At 63.7% G+C, this 16979-nt stretch carries 14 protein-coding genes; 4 read left to right on the top strand and 10 right to left on the bottom strand.

The annotated features are described in order from the left end of the window. Positions 1-55 precede the first annotated feature (55 nt). Both FHS50_RS03370 and FHS50_RS03365 read right to left on the bottom strand, forming a co-directional pair. On the bottom strand, positions 56-679 hold the full coding sequence (locus FHS50_RS03370; protein WP_183932964.1) for a glutathione S-transferase family protein: 624 nt from the start codon (positions 677-679) through the stop codon (positions 56-58). Next, positions 676-1950, bottom strand: a complete 1275-nt coding sequence (locus FHS50_RS03365) for a M24 family metallopeptidase (RefSeq protein ID WP_183932963.1) — start codon at positions 1948-1950, stop codon at positions 676-678. Before FHS50_RS03365 ends, FHS50_RS03370 begins: the two co-directional genes overlap by 4 nt. A gap of 70 nt (positions 1951-2020) precedes the next feature. On the opposite strand from FHS50_RS03365, the gene FHS50_RS03360 reads away from it, so the two are divergent. After that, positions 2021-3295 (top strand): multidrug effflux MFS transporter, encoded by a 1275-nt coding sequence (locus FHS50_RS03360; protein ID WP_183932962.1) that lies wholly within the window; start codon positions 2021-2023, stop codon positions 3293-3295. Between the two features lie 10 nt (positions 3296-3305). On the opposite strand, the gene recA is transcribed toward FHS50_RS03360, so the two are convergent. The 7 genes from recA to dapA all read right to left on the bottom strand — a co-directional run bounded on the left by recA (position 3306) and on the right by dapA (position 11272). Then, positions 3306-4370 carry a recombinase RecA gene (recA, locus tag FHS50_RS03355; protein ID WP_183932961.1) on the bottom strand — a complete coding sequence of 355 codons (1065 nt, stop codon included), beginning with the start codon at positions 4368-4370 and terminating at the stop codon, positions 3306-3308. 98 nt (positions 4371-4468) lie between these two features. Beyond that, entirely contained in the window at positions 4469-4825 is a 357-nt protein-coding gene (locus FHS50_RS03350; RefSeq protein WP_183932960.1) for a response regulator, read from the bottom strand. A 49-nt stretch (positions 4826-4874) separates the two neighbouring features. Then, the gene (locus FHS50_RS03345; RefSeq protein WP_183932959.1) at positions 4875-7274 is read right to left on the bottom strand and encodes a hybrid sensor histidine kinase/response regulator; all 2400 of its coding nucleotides are present in this window, start codon (positions 7272-7274) and stop codon (positions 4875-4877) included. A gap of 3 nt (positions 7275-7277) precedes the next feature. Then, positions 7278-9350 (bottom strand): M13 family metallopeptidase, encoded by a 2073-nt coding sequence (locus FHS50_RS03340; RefSeq protein ID WP_183932958.1) that lies wholly within the window; start codon positions 9348-9350, stop codon positions 7278-7280. Continuing rightward, positions 9347-9934 carry a DUF2062 domain-containing protein gene (locus tag FHS50_RS03335; protein ID WP_183932957.1) on the bottom strand — a complete coding sequence of 196 codons (588 nt, stop codon included), beginning with the start codon at positions 9932-9934 and terminating at the stop codon, positions 9347-9349. Before FHS50_RS03335 ends, FHS50_RS03340 begins: the two co-directional genes overlap by 4 nt. Beyond that, on the bottom strand, positions 9927-10397 hold the full coding sequence (gene smpB / locus FHS50_RS03330) for an SsrA-binding protein SmpB (protein ID WP_183932956.1): 471 nt from the start codon (positions 10395-10397) through the stop codon (positions 9927-9929). The genes FHS50_RS03335 and smpB overlap by 8 nt, the downstream gene beginning before the upstream one ends. Beyond that, on the bottom strand, positions 10394-11272 hold the full coding sequence (gene dapA / locus FHS50_RS03325; protein WP_183932955.1) for a 4-hydroxy-tetrahydrodipicolinate synthase: 879 nt from the start codon (positions 11270-11272) through the stop codon (positions 10394-10396). Before dapA ends, smpB begins: the two co-directional genes overlap by 4 nt. Before the next feature lie 171 nt (positions 11273-11443). On the opposite strand from dapA, the gene FHS50_RS03320 reads away from it, so the two are divergent. Both FHS50_RS03320 and greB read left to right on the top strand, forming a co-directional pair. Then, positions 11444-13360 (top strand): lytic transglycosylase domain-containing protein, encoded by a 1917-nt coding sequence (locus FHS50_RS03320; RefSeq protein WP_183932954.1) that lies wholly within the window; start codon positions 11444-11446, stop codon positions 13358-13360. Then, positions 13360-13857 (top strand): transcription elongation factor GreB, encoded by a 498-nt coding sequence (gene greB / locus FHS50_RS03315; protein ID WP_183932953.1) that lies wholly within the window; start codon positions 13360-13362, stop codon positions 13855-13857. Before FHS50_RS03320 ends, greB begins: the two co-directional genes overlap by 1 nt. A gap of 22 nt (positions 13858-13879) precedes the next feature. Here greB and aspS read toward each other — a convergent pair whose 3' ends face one another. Continuing rightward, a complete protein-coding gene (gene aspS / locus FHS50_RS03310; protein WP_183932952.1) occupies positions 13880-15703 on the bottom strand; it encodes an aspartate--tRNA ligase in 1824 nt (607 codons plus the stop codon). Positions 15704-15807: 104 nt separating this feature from the next. On the opposite strand from aspS, the gene rnd reads away from it, so the two are divergent. Continuing rightward, the gene (gene rnd / locus FHS50_RS03305) at positions 15808-16977 is read left to right on the top strand and encodes a ribonuclease D (RefSeq protein ID WP_183932951.1); all 1170 of its coding nucleotides are present in this window, start codon (positions 15808-15810) and stop codon (positions 16975-16977) included. Positions 16978-16979 lie beyond the last annotated feature (2 nt).

Genomic DNA, 16979 nt, shown 5'->3' with positions numbered 1-16979 from the left:
CGCGAATCCCCTGTTTCTTGTCGGCGCCTAGCCTTTGCGGCCACCGGAGCGTGCGTCAACCGGCATAGGCATAGTCCCCGCCCCGTTCGAGCGCGCGCTGGTAGGCGGGCCGTTCATGACAACGGCGCAGCCATGCGAGAAGGTTCGGATAGCGCTCGTCGAGGCCCGCCCGGCTGCGCGCGGCCTCCAGCGGGAAGCTCATCATCATGTCGGCGGCGGTCAATTGGTCGCCCGCGAAATAGGGTCGGTCGGCCATGTCCTCGTCGAGATAGACGAAATGTTCGTGGAGCATCTTCATGATCGGTTTTCGCGCCGGACGGCCGAGCAAGCCGAGCTTGTTCACCACCAGCATCGCGAACAAGGGAGGCATCAGCGATCCCTCGGCATAATGCATATAGAGGCGATAGCGGCGCGCATCGTGAAGGTCGCGCGGTGGCCCGAAACGCTTCTCGGTCTGGACGAAATGTTCGAAGATCGCTCCGCTCTCGGCAAGGATGACGGCATCTTCCTGGAGGATCGGCGCCTTGCCGAGCGGATGCACCTTCTTGAGCGCGCGGGGAGCGCGCATCGTCCGGGGATCGCGCTTGTAATGCTTGATTTCATAGTCGAGCCGCAACTCCTCCAAAAGCCAGAGGATGCGCTGCGAACGGCTGTTCTCGAGATGGTGGACGATGATCATGCGAGGCGCGCCGAACTGCCGATGGGATCGTCGATCGATTTCGGCGGTACGCTGAACCAGCGCGGCCCCTCTTCGGTCATGGTGAAACAATCCTCGAGCCGCACGCCGAACCGGCCCGGCAGATAGATACCGGGCTCGTTGGAAAAGCACATGCCGGGAGCCAGCGGCGTTTCCTCGCCCCTGACGAGGTTAATGGGTTCATGGCCTTCCATGCCGATGCCATGCCCGGTACGGTGCGACAGGCCGGGCAAGGCATAGCCCGGTCCATAGCCCCAGGATTCATAGGCCGAGCGCACCGCATCATCGACGCTGCCGGCCGGGTTGCCCGGAATGCAGGCTTCACGCGCGATCTCTTGTCCGCGCGCGACCTGGTCGAAGACGCGGCGCTGGTCGGCGCTCGGCGCCGCTCCCACCACGAAGGTCCGCGAGATATCGGCCTGATATCCATGCACCGAACAGCCCGTGTCGATGAGGACGACCTGCCCCTTTTCGAGCGTCTGGGGACGGCCCGTTCCGTGCGGCAGGGCCGCGGCAGGGCCGAACAACACCAACGCCCAAGGCGATGCGCCGCCCCGTTTGACCATCGCCGCCGACAGGAGCGCCTTCACTTCGCCATCGGTCATTCCGGGCTTCAGCGCGTCATGCACTTCCGCAATCGCGGCCAGCGTGATGTCCGACGCCGCCTGCATGAGGTCGAGTTCTGGCTTGGTCTTGATCATGCGCCCGGCGCGCACCACCGGATTAGCACTCACGATCCGCGCGCCCGGCAATGCTTCGCGAAGCTTGTCGACGATGAAGAAGCGGGTGCTTTCCTCGATCCCGACCGGCTCCTTTTCCAGCCCGCGATGGCGCAGGAATTCGGCGACCAGTGACAGAGGTTCGACATGCTCGTGCCAGGTCAGCACCCTGGCGGGAATCGCGAGGCTTTCCTCGACCGACGGTTTTTCGAAAAAGGGCGTGACAATAACCGGGTCGCCCTCGACCGGAATAATTGCCCCCGTCAGCCGCTCCGAGCGCCACCATCGGACGCCGGTATAATAGTCGAGGCTCGCCCCCGCTTCGACGAGGATCGCGCCGATACCATTCTTCGCCATCCGCTCGCGGGCACGGTCGAGACGGTCAAGACGCTCGGCGGTGGTGATGGGCGGCGGGATCGGAATATCCCCGGCGAGCGGCTGTTTGGCCTCACGTGCGAAAAGCGCCGACGATGTGGACATGGTCGCCATGCCCGCCATCGCCCCCTGCAACATGGTCCGCCGCTTCACCCGCATCGCCGATATCCTTCCCATTGGTCCGGCGATGCTTGTTGCATGTCGCCTGCCGATAGGCCAGCAGGCAGCGATGAGAGACAGCGTCACAAGCGAGCGGCTCCGCGCCGGCCAGCGGGAGATCGTGCTCCTGCTCGCGGCTTTCATGGCGCTCAATGCCTTCGCGATCGACACGATGCTCCCGGCGCTGCCACAGATCGGCGCCGACCTGGGCGTGACGCGCGACAATGAACGGCAGCTCGTCATCCTCGCTTACATGTTCGGCTTCGGCGCGAGCCAGATGCTCTGGGGGCCGCTCGCCGACCGCTTCGGGCGCAAACCCGTGCTAGCAGGCGGGGTCAGCCTCTATTTCCTTTTCGCAACGGTCGCGGCGGCGGCACAGGATTTCACCCTGATGATCGTCGCCCGTTTCCTGATGGGCGCCAGCGGAGCGGTCAGCCGCGTGCTCGTCAACGCCATCGTGCGCGACCTGTTCGAGGGCGAAGCAATGGCGCGCGTGATGAGCCTCACGATGATGGTCTTCATGGTGGTCCCGGTGCTTGCACCATCGGTCGGTCAGCTGATCCTTTTCTTCGGCGACTGGCGGCTGATCTTCTATGGCCTCGCAGGCTACGGGCTGGCGGTACTGGTCTGGGGCTGGCTCCGCCTGCCCGAGACCCTCAATCCCGACTATCGGCGCAAACTCGAATTCGGGATCGTCGGACAGGCGGTCCTGATCGCGCTGCGCGATCGGCTGTCGCTGGGCTATACGATGGCGCTCACCGCCGTCTTTACCGCTCTCACCGCCTATCTCGCCTCCATCCAGCAAATCGTCAGTGTGACGTTCGAGCGCCCGGGTGCGATCGGCATCGTTTTCGGCGCCATCGCCGCGCCGATGAGCATCGCCAGCTGGGGCAACAGCCGCATCGTCGAACGTTACGGCCTGCGCAACGTCAGCCATTGGGGGCTGATCGGCTTTCTCATGGTATCGCTCGCCCATCTGCTCGTCGCATGGTGGATGGTCGAGCCTCTATGGCTGTTCGTGCTTTTCCAGGCCGCGAGTTTCGTCTTCTTTGCCTTCACCACCGCCAATTTCGGTACGCTGGCGATGACCAACATGGCGAAGGTCGCCGGAACGGCGGCCTCGGTGCAGGGAACATTCGGAACGGTCGGGGCAGCGGCGCTGGGGCTGGTCATCGGCCAGGCCTATGATGGCACCCAGATCCCCTATCTTGCGGGCATGGCCCTCGCGGCAGTCGCAGCCTTGCTCGTCGTCCTCGTCACCGAACGCGGGCGCCTGTTCAGCCACGGCCCAAAAAGAAGCCCCGGAGCAACGCCTGAACGCTGCCCGGGGCCGGAAGGAAGCTGATCTTCGAGGATCAGTCGGGATCGGGGCCGGTCATCATGGCTTCCTCGACCTCTTCGGTTTTGCCACGAATCCTGTTCTCCAGCTCTTCCGCGACTTCGGGATTTTCCTTGAGGAAGGTCTTGGCGTTCTCGCGCCCCTGCCCGATCCGCGTCGAATCATAGCTGAACCAGCTGCCCGACTTCTCGACCAGGCCGGCCTTGACCCCGAGGTCGAGGATCTCGCCCATCTTCGAGACGCCCTGGCCGTACATGATGTCGAATTCGACCTGCTTGAACGGCGGAGCGACCTTGTTCTTCACGACCTTCACTCGGGTCGAGTTGCCGACGATCTCGTCGCGGTCCTTGATCTGGCCGGTGCGGCGGATGTCGAGGCGCACCGACGCATAGAATTTGAGCGCGTTCCCGCCCGTCGTGGTCTCCGGATTGCCGTACATCACGCCGATTTTCATGCGCACCTGGTTGATGAAGATGACGGTCGTCTTCGAACGGTTGATCGAACCCGTGAGCTTGCGCAGCGCCTGGCTCATCAGGCGGGCCTGCAGGCCGACATGGCTGTCGCCCATCTCGCCTTCGATTTCCGCGCGCGGCACCAGCGCCGCGACCGAGTCGACGACCAGAACGTCAATGGCATTGGATCGCACCAGCGTATCGGTGATCTCGAGCGCCTGCTCGCCCGTGTCGGGCTGCGAGACGATCAGTTCATCGATGTCGACGCCGAGCTTCTTGGCATAGACTGGGTCGAGGGCATGTTCGGCATCGACGAAGGCGGCGGTGCCCCCCGCCTTCTGCGCTTCCGCGATGGCATGGAGAGCAAGCGTTGTCTTGCCCGAGCTTTCCGGCCCGTAGATCTCGACGATACGGCCGCGCGGCAGGCCCCCGACGCCCAGCGCGATGTCGAGCCCCAGGCTGCCCGTCGAAATGGTCTCGATTTCGATCTTCTCGCGGCTGCCCAGTTTCATGGCAGACCCCTTGCCGAAGGCGCGGTCGATCTGGGCCAGGGCTGCGTCGAGCGCTTTTTGACGGTCGGTGCTCACTTTATCTCCATCGGATTTTACGACTTTCAACTGGGCTGCCATGTCCTGTTCCCTTTCGTCAACGGGCAAGGGGATCATGCCCGGTCATCAGGGTTCGTACCGCATTTGTTCTCAAAGAACAAGTGGGGAACAAACAGGCTCTATTCGGCGAAGGCGGCTTCGACGAGCGGGCGCACCCGGTCGACGGTATAAGGCTTTGCCAGGACTGGCGTTTTGGCGAATTCGGGCGGCGGCGGATCGACATGGCCCCCGGTCGCCAGGATGAAGGGACGCGCCATTTCCTGCAGGCGGAATGCTGCCGGCCAGACATTCTCGCCCTTCAGATTGACGTCGAGGATCGCAAGATCGAACCCGCCGCCATCGATTGCGTCATGCGCTTCCTGCAAGGTTTCGCACACGCCGTGAACCTCATGACCGATCGACTCGAGGAAATCCTCGAGCATCATCGCGATGAGCGGTTCGTCTTCGACGATCAGGATGCGACGCTTCTGCCCCATGGCCGGCAACCTAGGGCCAGCCGCATCCCGCCTCAAGCCTATTTTTCAGCTATTTATCGGTAAGGACCTTGCGGACCGCCTCGGCCAGTTCCTGGACCGAAAACGGCTTGGGCAGAAAGGACACATTCACGATGTCGATCGACTTGCGAAGCTGCTCCTCGGCATAGCCCGACATGAACAGGATCGGCAGGTCGGGCCGGTCCTTGCGCGCTTCGCGGCCCATGGTCGGGCCGTCCATCAGCGGCATCACCACGTCCGACACGAGAAGGTCGATCTCCTCGCCCCGCGCGAGAATTTCCAGTGCTTCCTCGCCATTGGTAGCGGTCAGCACTTCGTAGCCGTGGCGGGTCAAAGCGCGTTCGGCGACGGTGCGCACCATCGGTTCGTCCTCGACGAGCAGGACGGTGCCCGATCCCCACAATTCGCTTTCGGGGTCGGGCGCCTTCACCTGCGCGGGAGTCCTGGCGTCCTGCTCTTCGACGACATGGACCGGCAGATAGATAACGAAGCTCGTCCCCTCGCCCACCTTGCTGTCGGCAAAGATATAGCCGCCCGACTGCTTGACGATGCCATAGACGGTCGAAAGCCCGAGCCCCGTGCCCTTGCCGATTTCCTTGGTGGTGAAGAAAGGCTCGAAGATCTTGCCGAGGATGGCGGGCGGAATACCGCTGCCGGTATCGCTGATCGACAGCGCCGAATAGTCGGCCACCGGCAGGATCTCGCTGCCGATGTCGGCGACATCTTCGGCCCGCACCGAGAAAGTCCGGATGGTGAGCGTGCCGCCGCCCTTTTCTGCCATCGCGTCGCGCGCATTGACCGCCAGATTGACGATCACCTGCTCGAGCTGCCCCGGATCGGCGCGCACGGGTCCCAGATCTCGGCCATGCTTGACCTGCAGTTCGACCGTCTCGCCGAGCAGCCGCTTGAGAAGGTGCGAAACCTCGCTGACCGTGTCGGGCAGTTGCAGCACCTGGGGCCGCAAGGTTTGCTGGCGCGAAAAGGCGAGCAACTGGCGCGTCAGATTGGCCGCGCGGTTCGCATTGGACTTGATCTGCTGGATATCGTCATAGTCGCTGTCGCCCGGTGTGTGACGCATCAGCATGAGATCGCAATGGCCGAGGATCGCGGTCAGGATATTGTTGAAATCGTGCGCCACGCCACCCGCCAGCTGGCCGACCGCCTGCATCTTGGTCGCCTGCGCGATCTGCCGCTTGAGCTTGGCTTCCTCGCTATTGTCCTTGAGGAGAAGGAGCACCGCCGCATCGCCCAGCCCTCGTAGCCCCGCGATGGTGAGCGCAACTGGCTCCTTGGGCGCGATGGCGAGCCGCACGGCAAGGTCGCCCGACATGGCGGGCCCGCGCGCATTGCGCCGAACCGCATCGGCCACAGCCGCCTTGTCCTCCTTGACCACCAGGTCGCCCGGATAGGCAGGCATGCCGCCTCCCTCGATCCCGCCTGCGGTCCGGAAGGCCGAATTCATCGTGAGAAAACGCCCGTCGCGATCGACTAGCGCCAGCCCGAGCGGAAGCAGTTCGAGCAGCATCTGCACCTGTTCGCTGGTGGTCTCGCTCGGCTGCTGCCCATGGTCGAACAGGAAAATCGTACCCGCCCCGTCCTCGCTTGCCGGATCGACCGGGACGTGGACGCCCTTCAATGGCCCGCCCCGCCCTTCCTCGGCCTTGAGCAGCAAAAGGCCGTCCTCGCTCGATTCGACGAGATCGATGAAATAGGGCCGGTCTTCCTCGCTCAAAGACAGCGCTCGGTTGGTGAAGGGCCGGTTCGCGGCAATGACCCGCCCTTCGTCGTCCACGAGCGCCGCCAGGACACCCGCTGACGCAAGGCTCTCGCCCGTGCGCCCGGCAAGGCGCCGCGCGGCGACGACCAGCGCGTCAGGCTGCGGCGCGCCCGGAAAGGACCAGAGGATCGCGGGGTCGGCATCATTGCCGATCCGCTTGAGATCAAGATTGAGCGTCCCGCCCTCGACCTCGATTCCCGATGCCGACGCCATCCCGTCGCGAAGCGCGATCCGGCAGGCGGTCTTGAGCGCGTCGCGCCCGCCCTCGCTCGTCGCCAGGTCGAGTGGAGAAGGCGACCCCGCGAAACGCTCACGATAGATTTCGTTGGCGACCAGCAATCGACCGTTGGCGTCGCTGATGGCCGCCGCGTCGGGGGATAGCGAAAGTGCCGCCGCCGACATTGCCCGCTCCTCGCCCGCCTGGCTGGTCGGGTCGGGGAGAAGCTGCGCGGTAGTGCGCCGGTCGATGACGAAGGCAGCGACCAGCATCGCCGCCATCCCGGCAAGGAACAGGCCCGCGAACAGGGGTTCGCCGACCGCATAGAACAGCACGCCGCCACTTGCTGCCGCCGCGGCGACCAGCACGGGCACCAGCCAGCGCGGCGCACCGTCCTGCGGCGCCGGGTCAAGTAAGGCAGCGTGCCGTTCGAGCACTCCTTACCAGACCTTCACGCGCGACTTGGGCGGCAGATACATCGCATCGTCGGAAGTGACGTTGTAGGCGTCGTACCAGCTGTCGAGATTGCGGATCACCCAGACCCGCTGGATCGAAGGCGAATGGCTGTCGGTCTTGAGCCGCTGACGCAGATTCTCGTCGCGATAGTTGCGCCGCCAGACCTGCGCCCAGCCGAGGAAGAAGCGCTGCTCGCCGGTCGTACCGTCGATCACCGGTGCCTGCTTGCCACCCAGCGAAGCCTTGTAGGCATCGAAAGCAATGGTGAGACCCGCGAGATCGCCGATATTCTCGCCCAGCGTATATTCGCCGTTGACGAATTCGCCGGGGAAAATCTCGTAGAGATTATATTGCGCGATCAGCTCCTTGCCGGCCGCCTCGAAGGCCTGCACGTCGGCATCGGTCCACCAGCTTTCGAGTTCACCGCGCTCGTTATATTTGGCGCCCTGGTCGTCGAAATGGTGGCTGATTTCATGACCGATCACCGCGCCGATGCCGCCATAGTTGATTGCCGGATCGGCATTGGGATCGAAGAAAGGCGGCTGGAGGATCGAAGCCGGAAAGACGATTTCCTGCATACCGAAATTGGCATAGGCATTCACCGTCATCGGGGTCATCCCCCATTCCCAGCGGCGGATCGGCCCGCCGAGCTTGGACAGGTTGTCGCGATGGCCCCATTCGGCCACCCGCATCGCATTGCCGAAAGCATCGTCCTCGCGGATCGTGAGCGAGCTATAATCATGCCATTGGTCGGGATAGCCGATCTTGGTGGTGAAATTGGCAAGCTTGGCGCGCGCCCGCTGCTTGGTCTGCGGCTGCATCCATTCGAGGCTGTCGATGCGGCGCCCCATCGCCGCGACGACATTGTCGACCAGCTCTTCCATCGCCGCCTTGGTGGCGGGCGGATAATGCCGCTGGACATAGACCTGGCTCACGTCATCAGCGAGCGCGCCGACGGTAAAGTCGACCGCGCGCTTCCACCGCTCTTCCTGCTCGGGCGTGCCCGACAATGCGGTACCGTAGAAAGCAAAATGACGCTCGTCGAACGCCTTGGGCAGCACCGAGGAAGCCGCGCCGAGCGCCGCGAGAAGGATGTCGTCCTTGAGCACTTCAAGATCGGTCTTGGCGACGATCCGGCCCATCTTCTCGAAGGCATCGGGCTGTGCGACTAGTACTTCGCCGGTCACGGGATAGCCCGCGGCCTGCATCATCGCCTTCATGTCGAAGGGGCCGGTGAGCTTCTGCAGCGCATCGACCGTCATCTTGTTGTAGCGCGCATCGCTGTCGCGGCTCTTCACGCGGGTCCAATGCGCCTCGGCAAGCTTGGTCTCGAAATCGAGCACGGCCTTCGCCCGCTCGGCGGCATTGTCGCGGCCCGCCATCGTCAGCATATCGGTCATGTAGGACAGATATTCGCCGCGCAGCGCGGCCATCTTCTCATTGTCCTCGAGATAATAGTCGCGGTCGGGCATGCCGAGCCCCGCCTGCCAGAAACGGGTGATATAACGGTCGGGCTGCTTGTCATCCTGCCCGATGAAAGGCGCGAATGGACCCGACACGCTCCACACGTCGGCCTTGCCGAGGAAACGCGCATATTGGTCGAGCGTGGAAATGGCATCGATCTCGGCCATCAGCGGGCGCATCGGCTCGAGGCCCCTCGCCTCGATCGTTTCCTGGTCCATATAGCTGCGATAGGCCGCGCCGATCTTGCTCGACGGATCCTTGGCGGCACCCTCGATGATCGCGCGGGTACGCTTCTTCGATAGATCGTCGAGCACCGTGAACATGCCATAGTTGGACTTGTCGGCGGGAATGGGCGTGTTCGCGGCCCAGGTGCCGTTGGCATATTGATAGAAATCGTCCCCCGGATCGACGCTGGTGTCCATCCCGCTCATGTCGAAGCCGAAGCTGCCCAGTTCGGGCTTGCCCGCAGGATCGTCGGAAAGCTGTTCGACCGGCGTCTTGGCGCTCGATGCGGTTTCGACCTCCCGGTCCATCTGCGGCGCGCAGGCGGCGAGGCTCGTACCGGCCAGCAATCCGATCATCAAACGGGTCATACATTTTCTCCTGAGTTCATTTCATCCGTGTCGCGCGCGACACGCTGGTTCCATTTGCGGCCGATCCACAAACGCCATCCGACCAGCGACACCGCATAGGCGACGAGTGCAAGGACGACGGCGATGACGAACAGCCCGACGATGAGCGCGGGCCCCGCATCCGAAAAGGCCCAGCTGGCCCATTCGCGATAGGAAGCATTGGCCTCGGTCAATTCGGTAAAGGCGGCCAGATCGGCGCGAAAGCCGAACAGGCTCCCAACCTGCAGCCCCGCTGCAAGGAAGAAGGGCGTAGTGAAGGGGTTCGAGAGGAAGGTCATTGCTGCCGCGACCGGGATGTTGGCGCGCATCGGCAGGGAAAGCAGCGTCGCCCCGATAATCTGGAGCCCGGGGATCATCAAGAACACCCCGATGAACATCCCCGCCAGAACCCCGCGCGGCACCGACCGGCGGGTGAAGCGCCAATATTCGGAATTGCGGATACGCGGGCCGAAGGGCTTGAGAAAACGGCTGGCGAGCATTTCTTCACGGCTCGGCGCATGGCGACCGATAAAGCGGTGAAACAGGTTGCCCTTGTCCTCAGCCATGCTTTCTCAACAGCCTTCCCTGCTCCCGTTTCCAGTCGCGTTCCTTGATCGTGGCGCGCTTGTCATGCGCTTTCTTGCCGCGGGCCAGCGCAAGCTCGACCTTAGCCCGTCCGTCGCTGTTGAAATAGATGGATAGCGGCACCAGCGTCATGCCCTGCCGGTTGATCGCGCCGAACAGCTTGTTGATCTCGCGCGCATGGAGCAGCAGCTTGCGGCGGCGGCGCGGCTCATGGTTCATCCGGTTGCCATGACTATATTCGGGGATCGAGGCATTGACGAGCCAAACTTCCCCGTCCTCGACCGTGGCATAGCTTTCCTTGATCGACCCCTCGCCCACGCGCAGCGCCTTCACTTCGGTGCCCTTGAGTTCGATCCCGGCTTCGAACCGCTCCTCGACCGCATAGTCATAATGGGCGCGCCGGTTGTCGGCGACGACCTTCACCTTGTTGAACGCCTTGCTCATCCGCCGAAGCCCGCATGGCGAAGCGCATCGTCGATGGCCCGCCGCGCCGCATCGGACGGAGGCGTCAGCGGAAGGCGCACTTCCTCGGACATCCCGCCGCGCACCTTGGCGAGCGCATATTTGGCCGGGCCGGGCGATGCATCGGCGAACATCGCGTCATGCAGCGGATAAAGCCGGTCCTGCAGCTTGAGTGCATCGTCCCAGCGCCCTTCGCGCGTCGCTGCCTGGAAATCGGCGCACAGGCGCGGCGCGACATTGGCGGTCACCGAGATGCAGCCCACGCCGCCCATCGCGTTGAAACCCAACGCCATGTCGTCATTGCCCGACAATTGGCAGAAATCCTCGCCGCAAGCGAGCCGCTGGGCAGTCACGCGGGCAAGGTTGCCGCTTGCATCCTTGATGGCGACCACCTTGTCGTGACGCGCCACCTCGGCAAGTGAATCCACCGAGATATCGGCGACCGTGCGCGAGGGCACGTTATAGACCACGACCGGAAGCGGTGACGCATCGGCCACTGCCTCGAAATGGGCAATGAGCCCCGCCTGACTGGGCTTGTTATAATAAGGCACCACGCACAGCGCCGCGTCGGCTCCGGCTTCATGCGCCATTTTCGTCGCCGCGATTACTGCCGCCGTGTTGTAGCCGCCGCACCCCGCGATCACCGGCACGCGGCCCGCCGCCGCCTCGACACAGGTCGTGACGACGAGGCGATGTTCCTCGGCCGAAAGGGTGGCGACTTCGCCAGTCGTTCCGCACGGAACGAGCCCGTTCGATCCCTCTGCGATTTGCCAATCGACAAAATCGCGAAAGGCGCTCACATCGACTTCACCGTCTCTGAAAGGTGTCACCAGGGCCGGAATGGAACCGAAAAACATGCAATTTCCTCGAATCTGGGAACCTCGGGCGTATTTAACCGTCGGCTGAGCGTGCGTTCAGCGACTGATAAGGACCGGCTACCTATAATGTCCAGTATGAGAAGAGTGTTGATTCTGGGGGTCGTAGCCCTTGCCACCCCGAGTTCCGCGGCATCGCAGGCAGCAATTGACATGGCGACCGGCGCGGCCACCGTTCAGGCTGCGCAGGCACCCAGCGTCCAGTCGATCGATCGTGCCATCGCCTGGTGGCGCGCATTGAAGGACGAACGTTCGCCGCGTTTCGTCGATGCCGCGCGTTTCGCCATCGACTATCCCGACTTCCCCGCGGTCTATTCGGAGCGGGGCTTCGACAGCATTCGCCTGCGCGCCGAAAAGGCTCTTTCGACCAGCGACGATCCTTCGCTGATCGTCGAGTTCTTCCGCCTGCGCGCGCCCCAGACGGGCGGCGGCTGGGCGCATCTCGCTTATGCATATCAGCGGCTGGGCCGCGAAGCCGAGGCCTTGTCGGCGGCACGGCAGGCCTGGGCGCATCCCGGTCTCGGCCCGATGGACGAAAGCTTCATCCAGGCACGCTTCGGTAGCCAGTTCACCCGCAAGGACCATGACGCGCGCATCGATGCCCTTCTGTTCGACCGCAAGACCGATGCTGCGCTTCGCCTGCTCTCCTCGGCTAGCCCCGAGCGGCAGGCGATCGACGGCGCACGCATCGCGCTTCTGCGCGGCGATGCCGACGCCAATGATCGTTACAATGCGGTGCGCAATTACGTCAGCCGCGATGCCGGCCTGATGATGGACCGGGCGCGCTATCATCGCACCAACAATAATGACGGCGAACTGCAATCGCTTCTCGCGCAGCCGCACCAGTTCACCAACCGCCCCGCCGATCCCGAACGCTGGTATGAAATGCTGCTGATCGGCGCACGCGGCGCGGAGGCGCGTGGCGACTATGCCACCGCCTACAATATCGCCCGGCAGATCGACGATGCCTTCCCGCCCGGCGAGGACATGACGTTGCAGCCCTATGGCGTGCGCGACCATTATACGAGCCTCGCATGGCTCGCGGGCCAGATTGCGCTGACCCGCCTCAATCGCCCCGCCGAAGCCGCGAGCATGTTCTACCGCTACGCCAATGGCGGCCAGTCGCTACAGGTTCATTCGAAGGGCATGTATTGGGCAGGCCGCGCTTCGCAGGTGGCGAACAACGGCCAGGCCGCGAATGATTATTTCGCGCAGGCCGCCCGCTCGCCCGAGATGTTCTACGGGCAGCTGGCGCTCGAACGGCTCGGCCGGGAAATCCCGGTGCCCCAGCCCATGCCGGTCGCCAAGGTCCATCCCAATGCGCGCGCCAAGTTCCAGTCCTGGATGCTTCCCGCCGCCACCGCTCGCCTCGCCAACAGCCGAAGCGAGCAGACCCAGTTCGTACGCGCGCTCGCCAATGCCGTCGAGAGCGAGGACGAACGCATCCTCGCGACCCAGTTCGCGGCGCAGATCGACCGTCCCGACCTTGCCGTCTGGATTGCCCGTTCGGCGCGCAACAGCGGCACCGACTTCTATTATCGAGAAGCCTTCCCCATCCATCCCGAAGGCGCGCCTGGCGGTGAATTGTGGAGCCTTGCCCACGGCATCACGCGTCAGGAATCTTCCTTCGACCGCGCGGTGGTGAGCCACGCCAACGCCTACGGGATGATGCAGCTGCTGCCCGGCACCGCGCGCGACCAGGCACGGCGCAGCGGCCTTCCCTGGGATGCCGGACGACTGACCCGCGATCCTGCCTATAATGTCCGGCTGGGCAGCGATTATTTCGCGATGCGCCTCCGGCAATGGGACGGCAATGTCCCCCTCGCGCTCGCCAGCTACAATGCAGGCTATGGCCGAGCCCGCCAGTGGGTGAGCCAATATGGCGACCCGCGCAGCGACGGCGTCGATACGCTGATGTGGATCGAGAATATTCCCTTCTCGGAAACCCGCTCCTATGTGCAGCGCGTGATCGAGAATGCGGCGGTCTACGACCGTCTCAATCCTTATGTCCCGGCCTATGGCTCGGTTCATGTCTCGCGCCACATCGGCAAACCCGGAAGGCCCGGCTGATGCCCGCGGGGGGCAAGAGACCGCGCTACATCACGCCCGAGGGGTTCCGCCGCATCCGCGAGGAATATGACGAGCTTTTCGGCGTCGAGCGCCCGAAGCTGGTCGAGGTGATCAGCTGGGCCGCAGGCAATGGCGACCGCAGCGAGAATGGCGATTACATCTACGGGCGCAAGAAGTTGCGCGAGATCGACCGGCGCATCGCCTATCTTTCGCGCGTGATGAAGGATGCCAAGGTGGTCGATCCATCAAAAGCCGAAAAGCGCGACGAGGTTCGTTTCGGAGCGACTATAACCCTCGTGGACGAAGACGACCGGCAACGGCGCGTGACCATCGTCGGCGACGACGAAGCCGAAGCCGGAGAAGGCCGCATCGGCTGGTCCGCCCCCATGGCCCGCGCCTTCATCGGCGCGAAAGTGGGCGACGAGCGCAGCGTGCGCCTGCCTGCGGGCGAACGTTTTTACGAAGTCGCCGAGATCGTCTATCCGTCCCCCGACTGAGGGACGTTTATTCCAGACTGGGCTATTCGCCTTCGACGAGGCTTGCCGGAGCGGGCTTCACCGCCTTTGCATCGGGCTGCTCGACGATCCGGATGTTGAGTTCCTCGAGCTGCTTGGCCGTCACTGGCGAAGGCGCATTCATCAGGAGATCCTCGGCCTTCTGGTTCATCGGGAAGAGGATGACTTCGCGGATGTTGGGCTCGTCGGCGAGCAGCATGACGATCCGGTCCACGCCCGGTGCTGAGCCGCCGTGCGGCGGCGCACCGAACTGGAAGGCGCCGATCATGCCCGGGAAGTTGCGATCGACCTCTTCCTTAGAATAGCCGGCGATCTCGAAGGCCTTGTACATGATATCCGGACGATGATTCCGGATCGCGCCCGACGACAGTTCGATGCCGTTGCACACGATGTCATACTGCCAGGCGAGAATATCGAGCGGATCCTTGGTTTCCAGGGCTTCCATCTCGCCCTGCGGCATCGAGAAGGGATTGTGCGAGAAATCGATCTTGCCCGTTTCCTCGTCGCGCTCGAACATCGGGAAATCGACGATCCAGCAGAATTTGAAGGCATTTTCCTCGATCAGCTCGAGCTTTTCGCCAACCCGGGTGCGCGCCGCACCCGCCAGCTTGGCAGCTTCGGCTTCCTTGCCCGCGGCAAAGAAGATGCCGTCATCGGGGCCAAGCCCCAGTTCCTCGGCAAGCTTGTCCATCTTGTCGGCGCCATGGTTCTTGGCAATCGGGCCACCCCATTCGCCGCCCTTGCGCGTGGCATAGCCGAGGCCCGCATAGCCTTCGCCGCGCGCCCAGTCGTTCATCTCGTCGAAGAATTTGCGGCTCTTCTCGGCAGTGCCGGGCGCCGGAATGGCGCGGACGACGCCGCCACCCGCGACGATCTTGGCAAAGAGGCCGAAGCCCGAGCCCTCGAAATGGCTGCCGACGTCCGAAATGATCAGCGGGTTGCGCAGATCGGGCTTGTCCGACCCATATTTGAGCATCGATTCCTTGTAGGGAATGCGCGGAAACTCGCCTGCGGGCGTGACCGAGCGGCCATTGGCGAACTCCTCGAACAGGCCAGCCAGCACCGGCTCGATCGCGGCGAACACATCGTCCTGCGTGACGAAGCTCATCTCGAAATCGAGCTGGTAGAATTCGCCCGGGCTGCGGTCGGCGCGCGCATCCTCGTCGCGGAAACAGGGCGCGATCTGAAAATATTTGTCGAAGCCCGCGACCATCAGGAGCTGCTTGAACATCTGCGGCGCCTGCGGAAGCGCGTAGAATTTCCCCGGATGCACGCGGCTCGGCACCAGGTAATCGCGCGCGCCCTCGGGGCTCGACGCGGTGAGAATCGGCGTCTGGAACTCGGTGAAGCCCTGCTCGATCATGCGGCGGCGGATCGAGGCGATCACCGCCGAGCGCAGCATGATGTTGCGGTGCATGGGCTCGCGGCGAAGGTCGAGATAGCGATATTTGAGGCGGATATCCTCGGGATATTCCTGCTCGCCCGCCACCGGCATCGGCAGTTCGGCAGCCGCCGACTGGACCGTCACCGAGCGCGCGAACACCTCGATGTCGCCGGTCGGCAGCTTGTCGTTGGTGGTGCCCTCGGCGCGCGCCTTCACTTCGCCATCGATCGTCACGACGCTCTCGACGCGCAGTCCCTCGAGGGTCGGCAATGCCGGGCTGTCCTCGTCGGCGACGATCTGGGTCATGCCATGATGATCGCGAAGGTCGATGAACAGGACGCCCCCATGATCGCGCTTGCGATGGATCCAGCCCGAAAGGCGGACGGTGTCGCCGACATTGGCGGCGCGCAGTTCGGCGCAATGATGGGAACGGTAGGCGTGCATGTTCTTCTCTATCCGGAGGTGCGTGAAAAAATGGCGCGGGCGGCGCTTCACCCCATGAAGCCTCTTTGTCAAGCCGCGCAAACAGGCTAAGGCCCCGCGCCTATATGAAAATCCATCCTCTCATTACCAAATCCGACGAGCTCGCAGCGCTGTGCGCGCGGCTCTCCGAACATGATTTCGTCGCGGTCGATACCGAGTTCATGCGGGAAAACACCTATTTTCCCGAGCTTTGCCTCATCCAGATCGCCAGCATCGACGAAGCCGCGGCCATCGATCCGCTCGCCAATGGCATCGATCTCGACCCGCTGCTCGACCTTCTCGTCGACAATCGCGACGTCCTCAAGGTCTTCCATGCCGGCGGACAGGATCTCGAAATCTTCCACAACATGACCGACGAGATGCCGCGACCCCTGTTCGATACGCAGATCGCGGCGATGGCGCTCGGATATGGCGAACAGGTCGGCTATGCCAATCTCGTGTCCGCCGCGCTCGGCATCCAGCTCGACAAGGGCGCGCGCTTCACCGACTGGTCGCGCCGCCCGCTCGACAAGCGCCAGCTGGACTATGCGATTGCCGACGTGACGCATCTCGCCACGCTCTTTCCCAAGCTGCTCGACGAGCTGGTCGAGACCGGACGCGGCGCCTGGCTCGACGAGGAGATGGAGCGCCTCGCCGATCCCTCGAGCTTCGCTTTCGCTCCCGAAGACGCCTGGAAGCGGATGAAGCTGCCGGGCCGCAGCCCGCAGGTGCTGGGCCGCTTGAAGGCACTCGCTGCCTGGCGCGAGCGCGAAGCGCGCAGCAAGAATATCCCGCGTGGCCGGATCGTGAAGGACGACACGCTCGGCGAACTCGCCAACCATCCGCCCAAGAAACAGGCCGACCTCGTGAAGATCCGCGGCCTTTCGAAAGGCTGGAAGGACAATGACATCGGCGCGCGTCTGATGGACGTCCTCGATGCCGCCGAGCCTCTCCCCGAAGAGGAAATGCCCGCCAAGAAACCACGCCGCCCGGGCCTGACCAAGGACGCCGCGCTGGTAAGCGACCTCTTGAAGCTCCTCCTCAAGATCCGCGCCAAGGAAGCGGGCGTCGCCGCGCGCCTCATCGCCCGTGCGCAGGATCTCGAACTGCTGGCTGCCGGGGTGCGCGAGGACTTGGATATCCTCAAGGGTTGGCGCTACGAAGAGTTCGGGCGTGACGCCGTCGACCTCGTCGAGGGACGACTCGCCTTCGCCACCGAGAATGGCAAGCTCAAGATGAGCAGGATCGGAGAGTGAAC

It is taken from the genome of Sphingomicrobium lutaoense, assembly GCF_014195685.1.
Taxonomy (GTDB): Bacteria; Pseudomonadota; Alphaproteobacteria; order Sphingomonadales; family Sphingomonadaceae; genus Sphingomicrobium; species Sphingomicrobium lutaoense.
The sequence above is the reverse complement of the archived record's forward strand: the minus strand, read 5'-3'. Positions and strand labels throughout refer to the sequence as shown.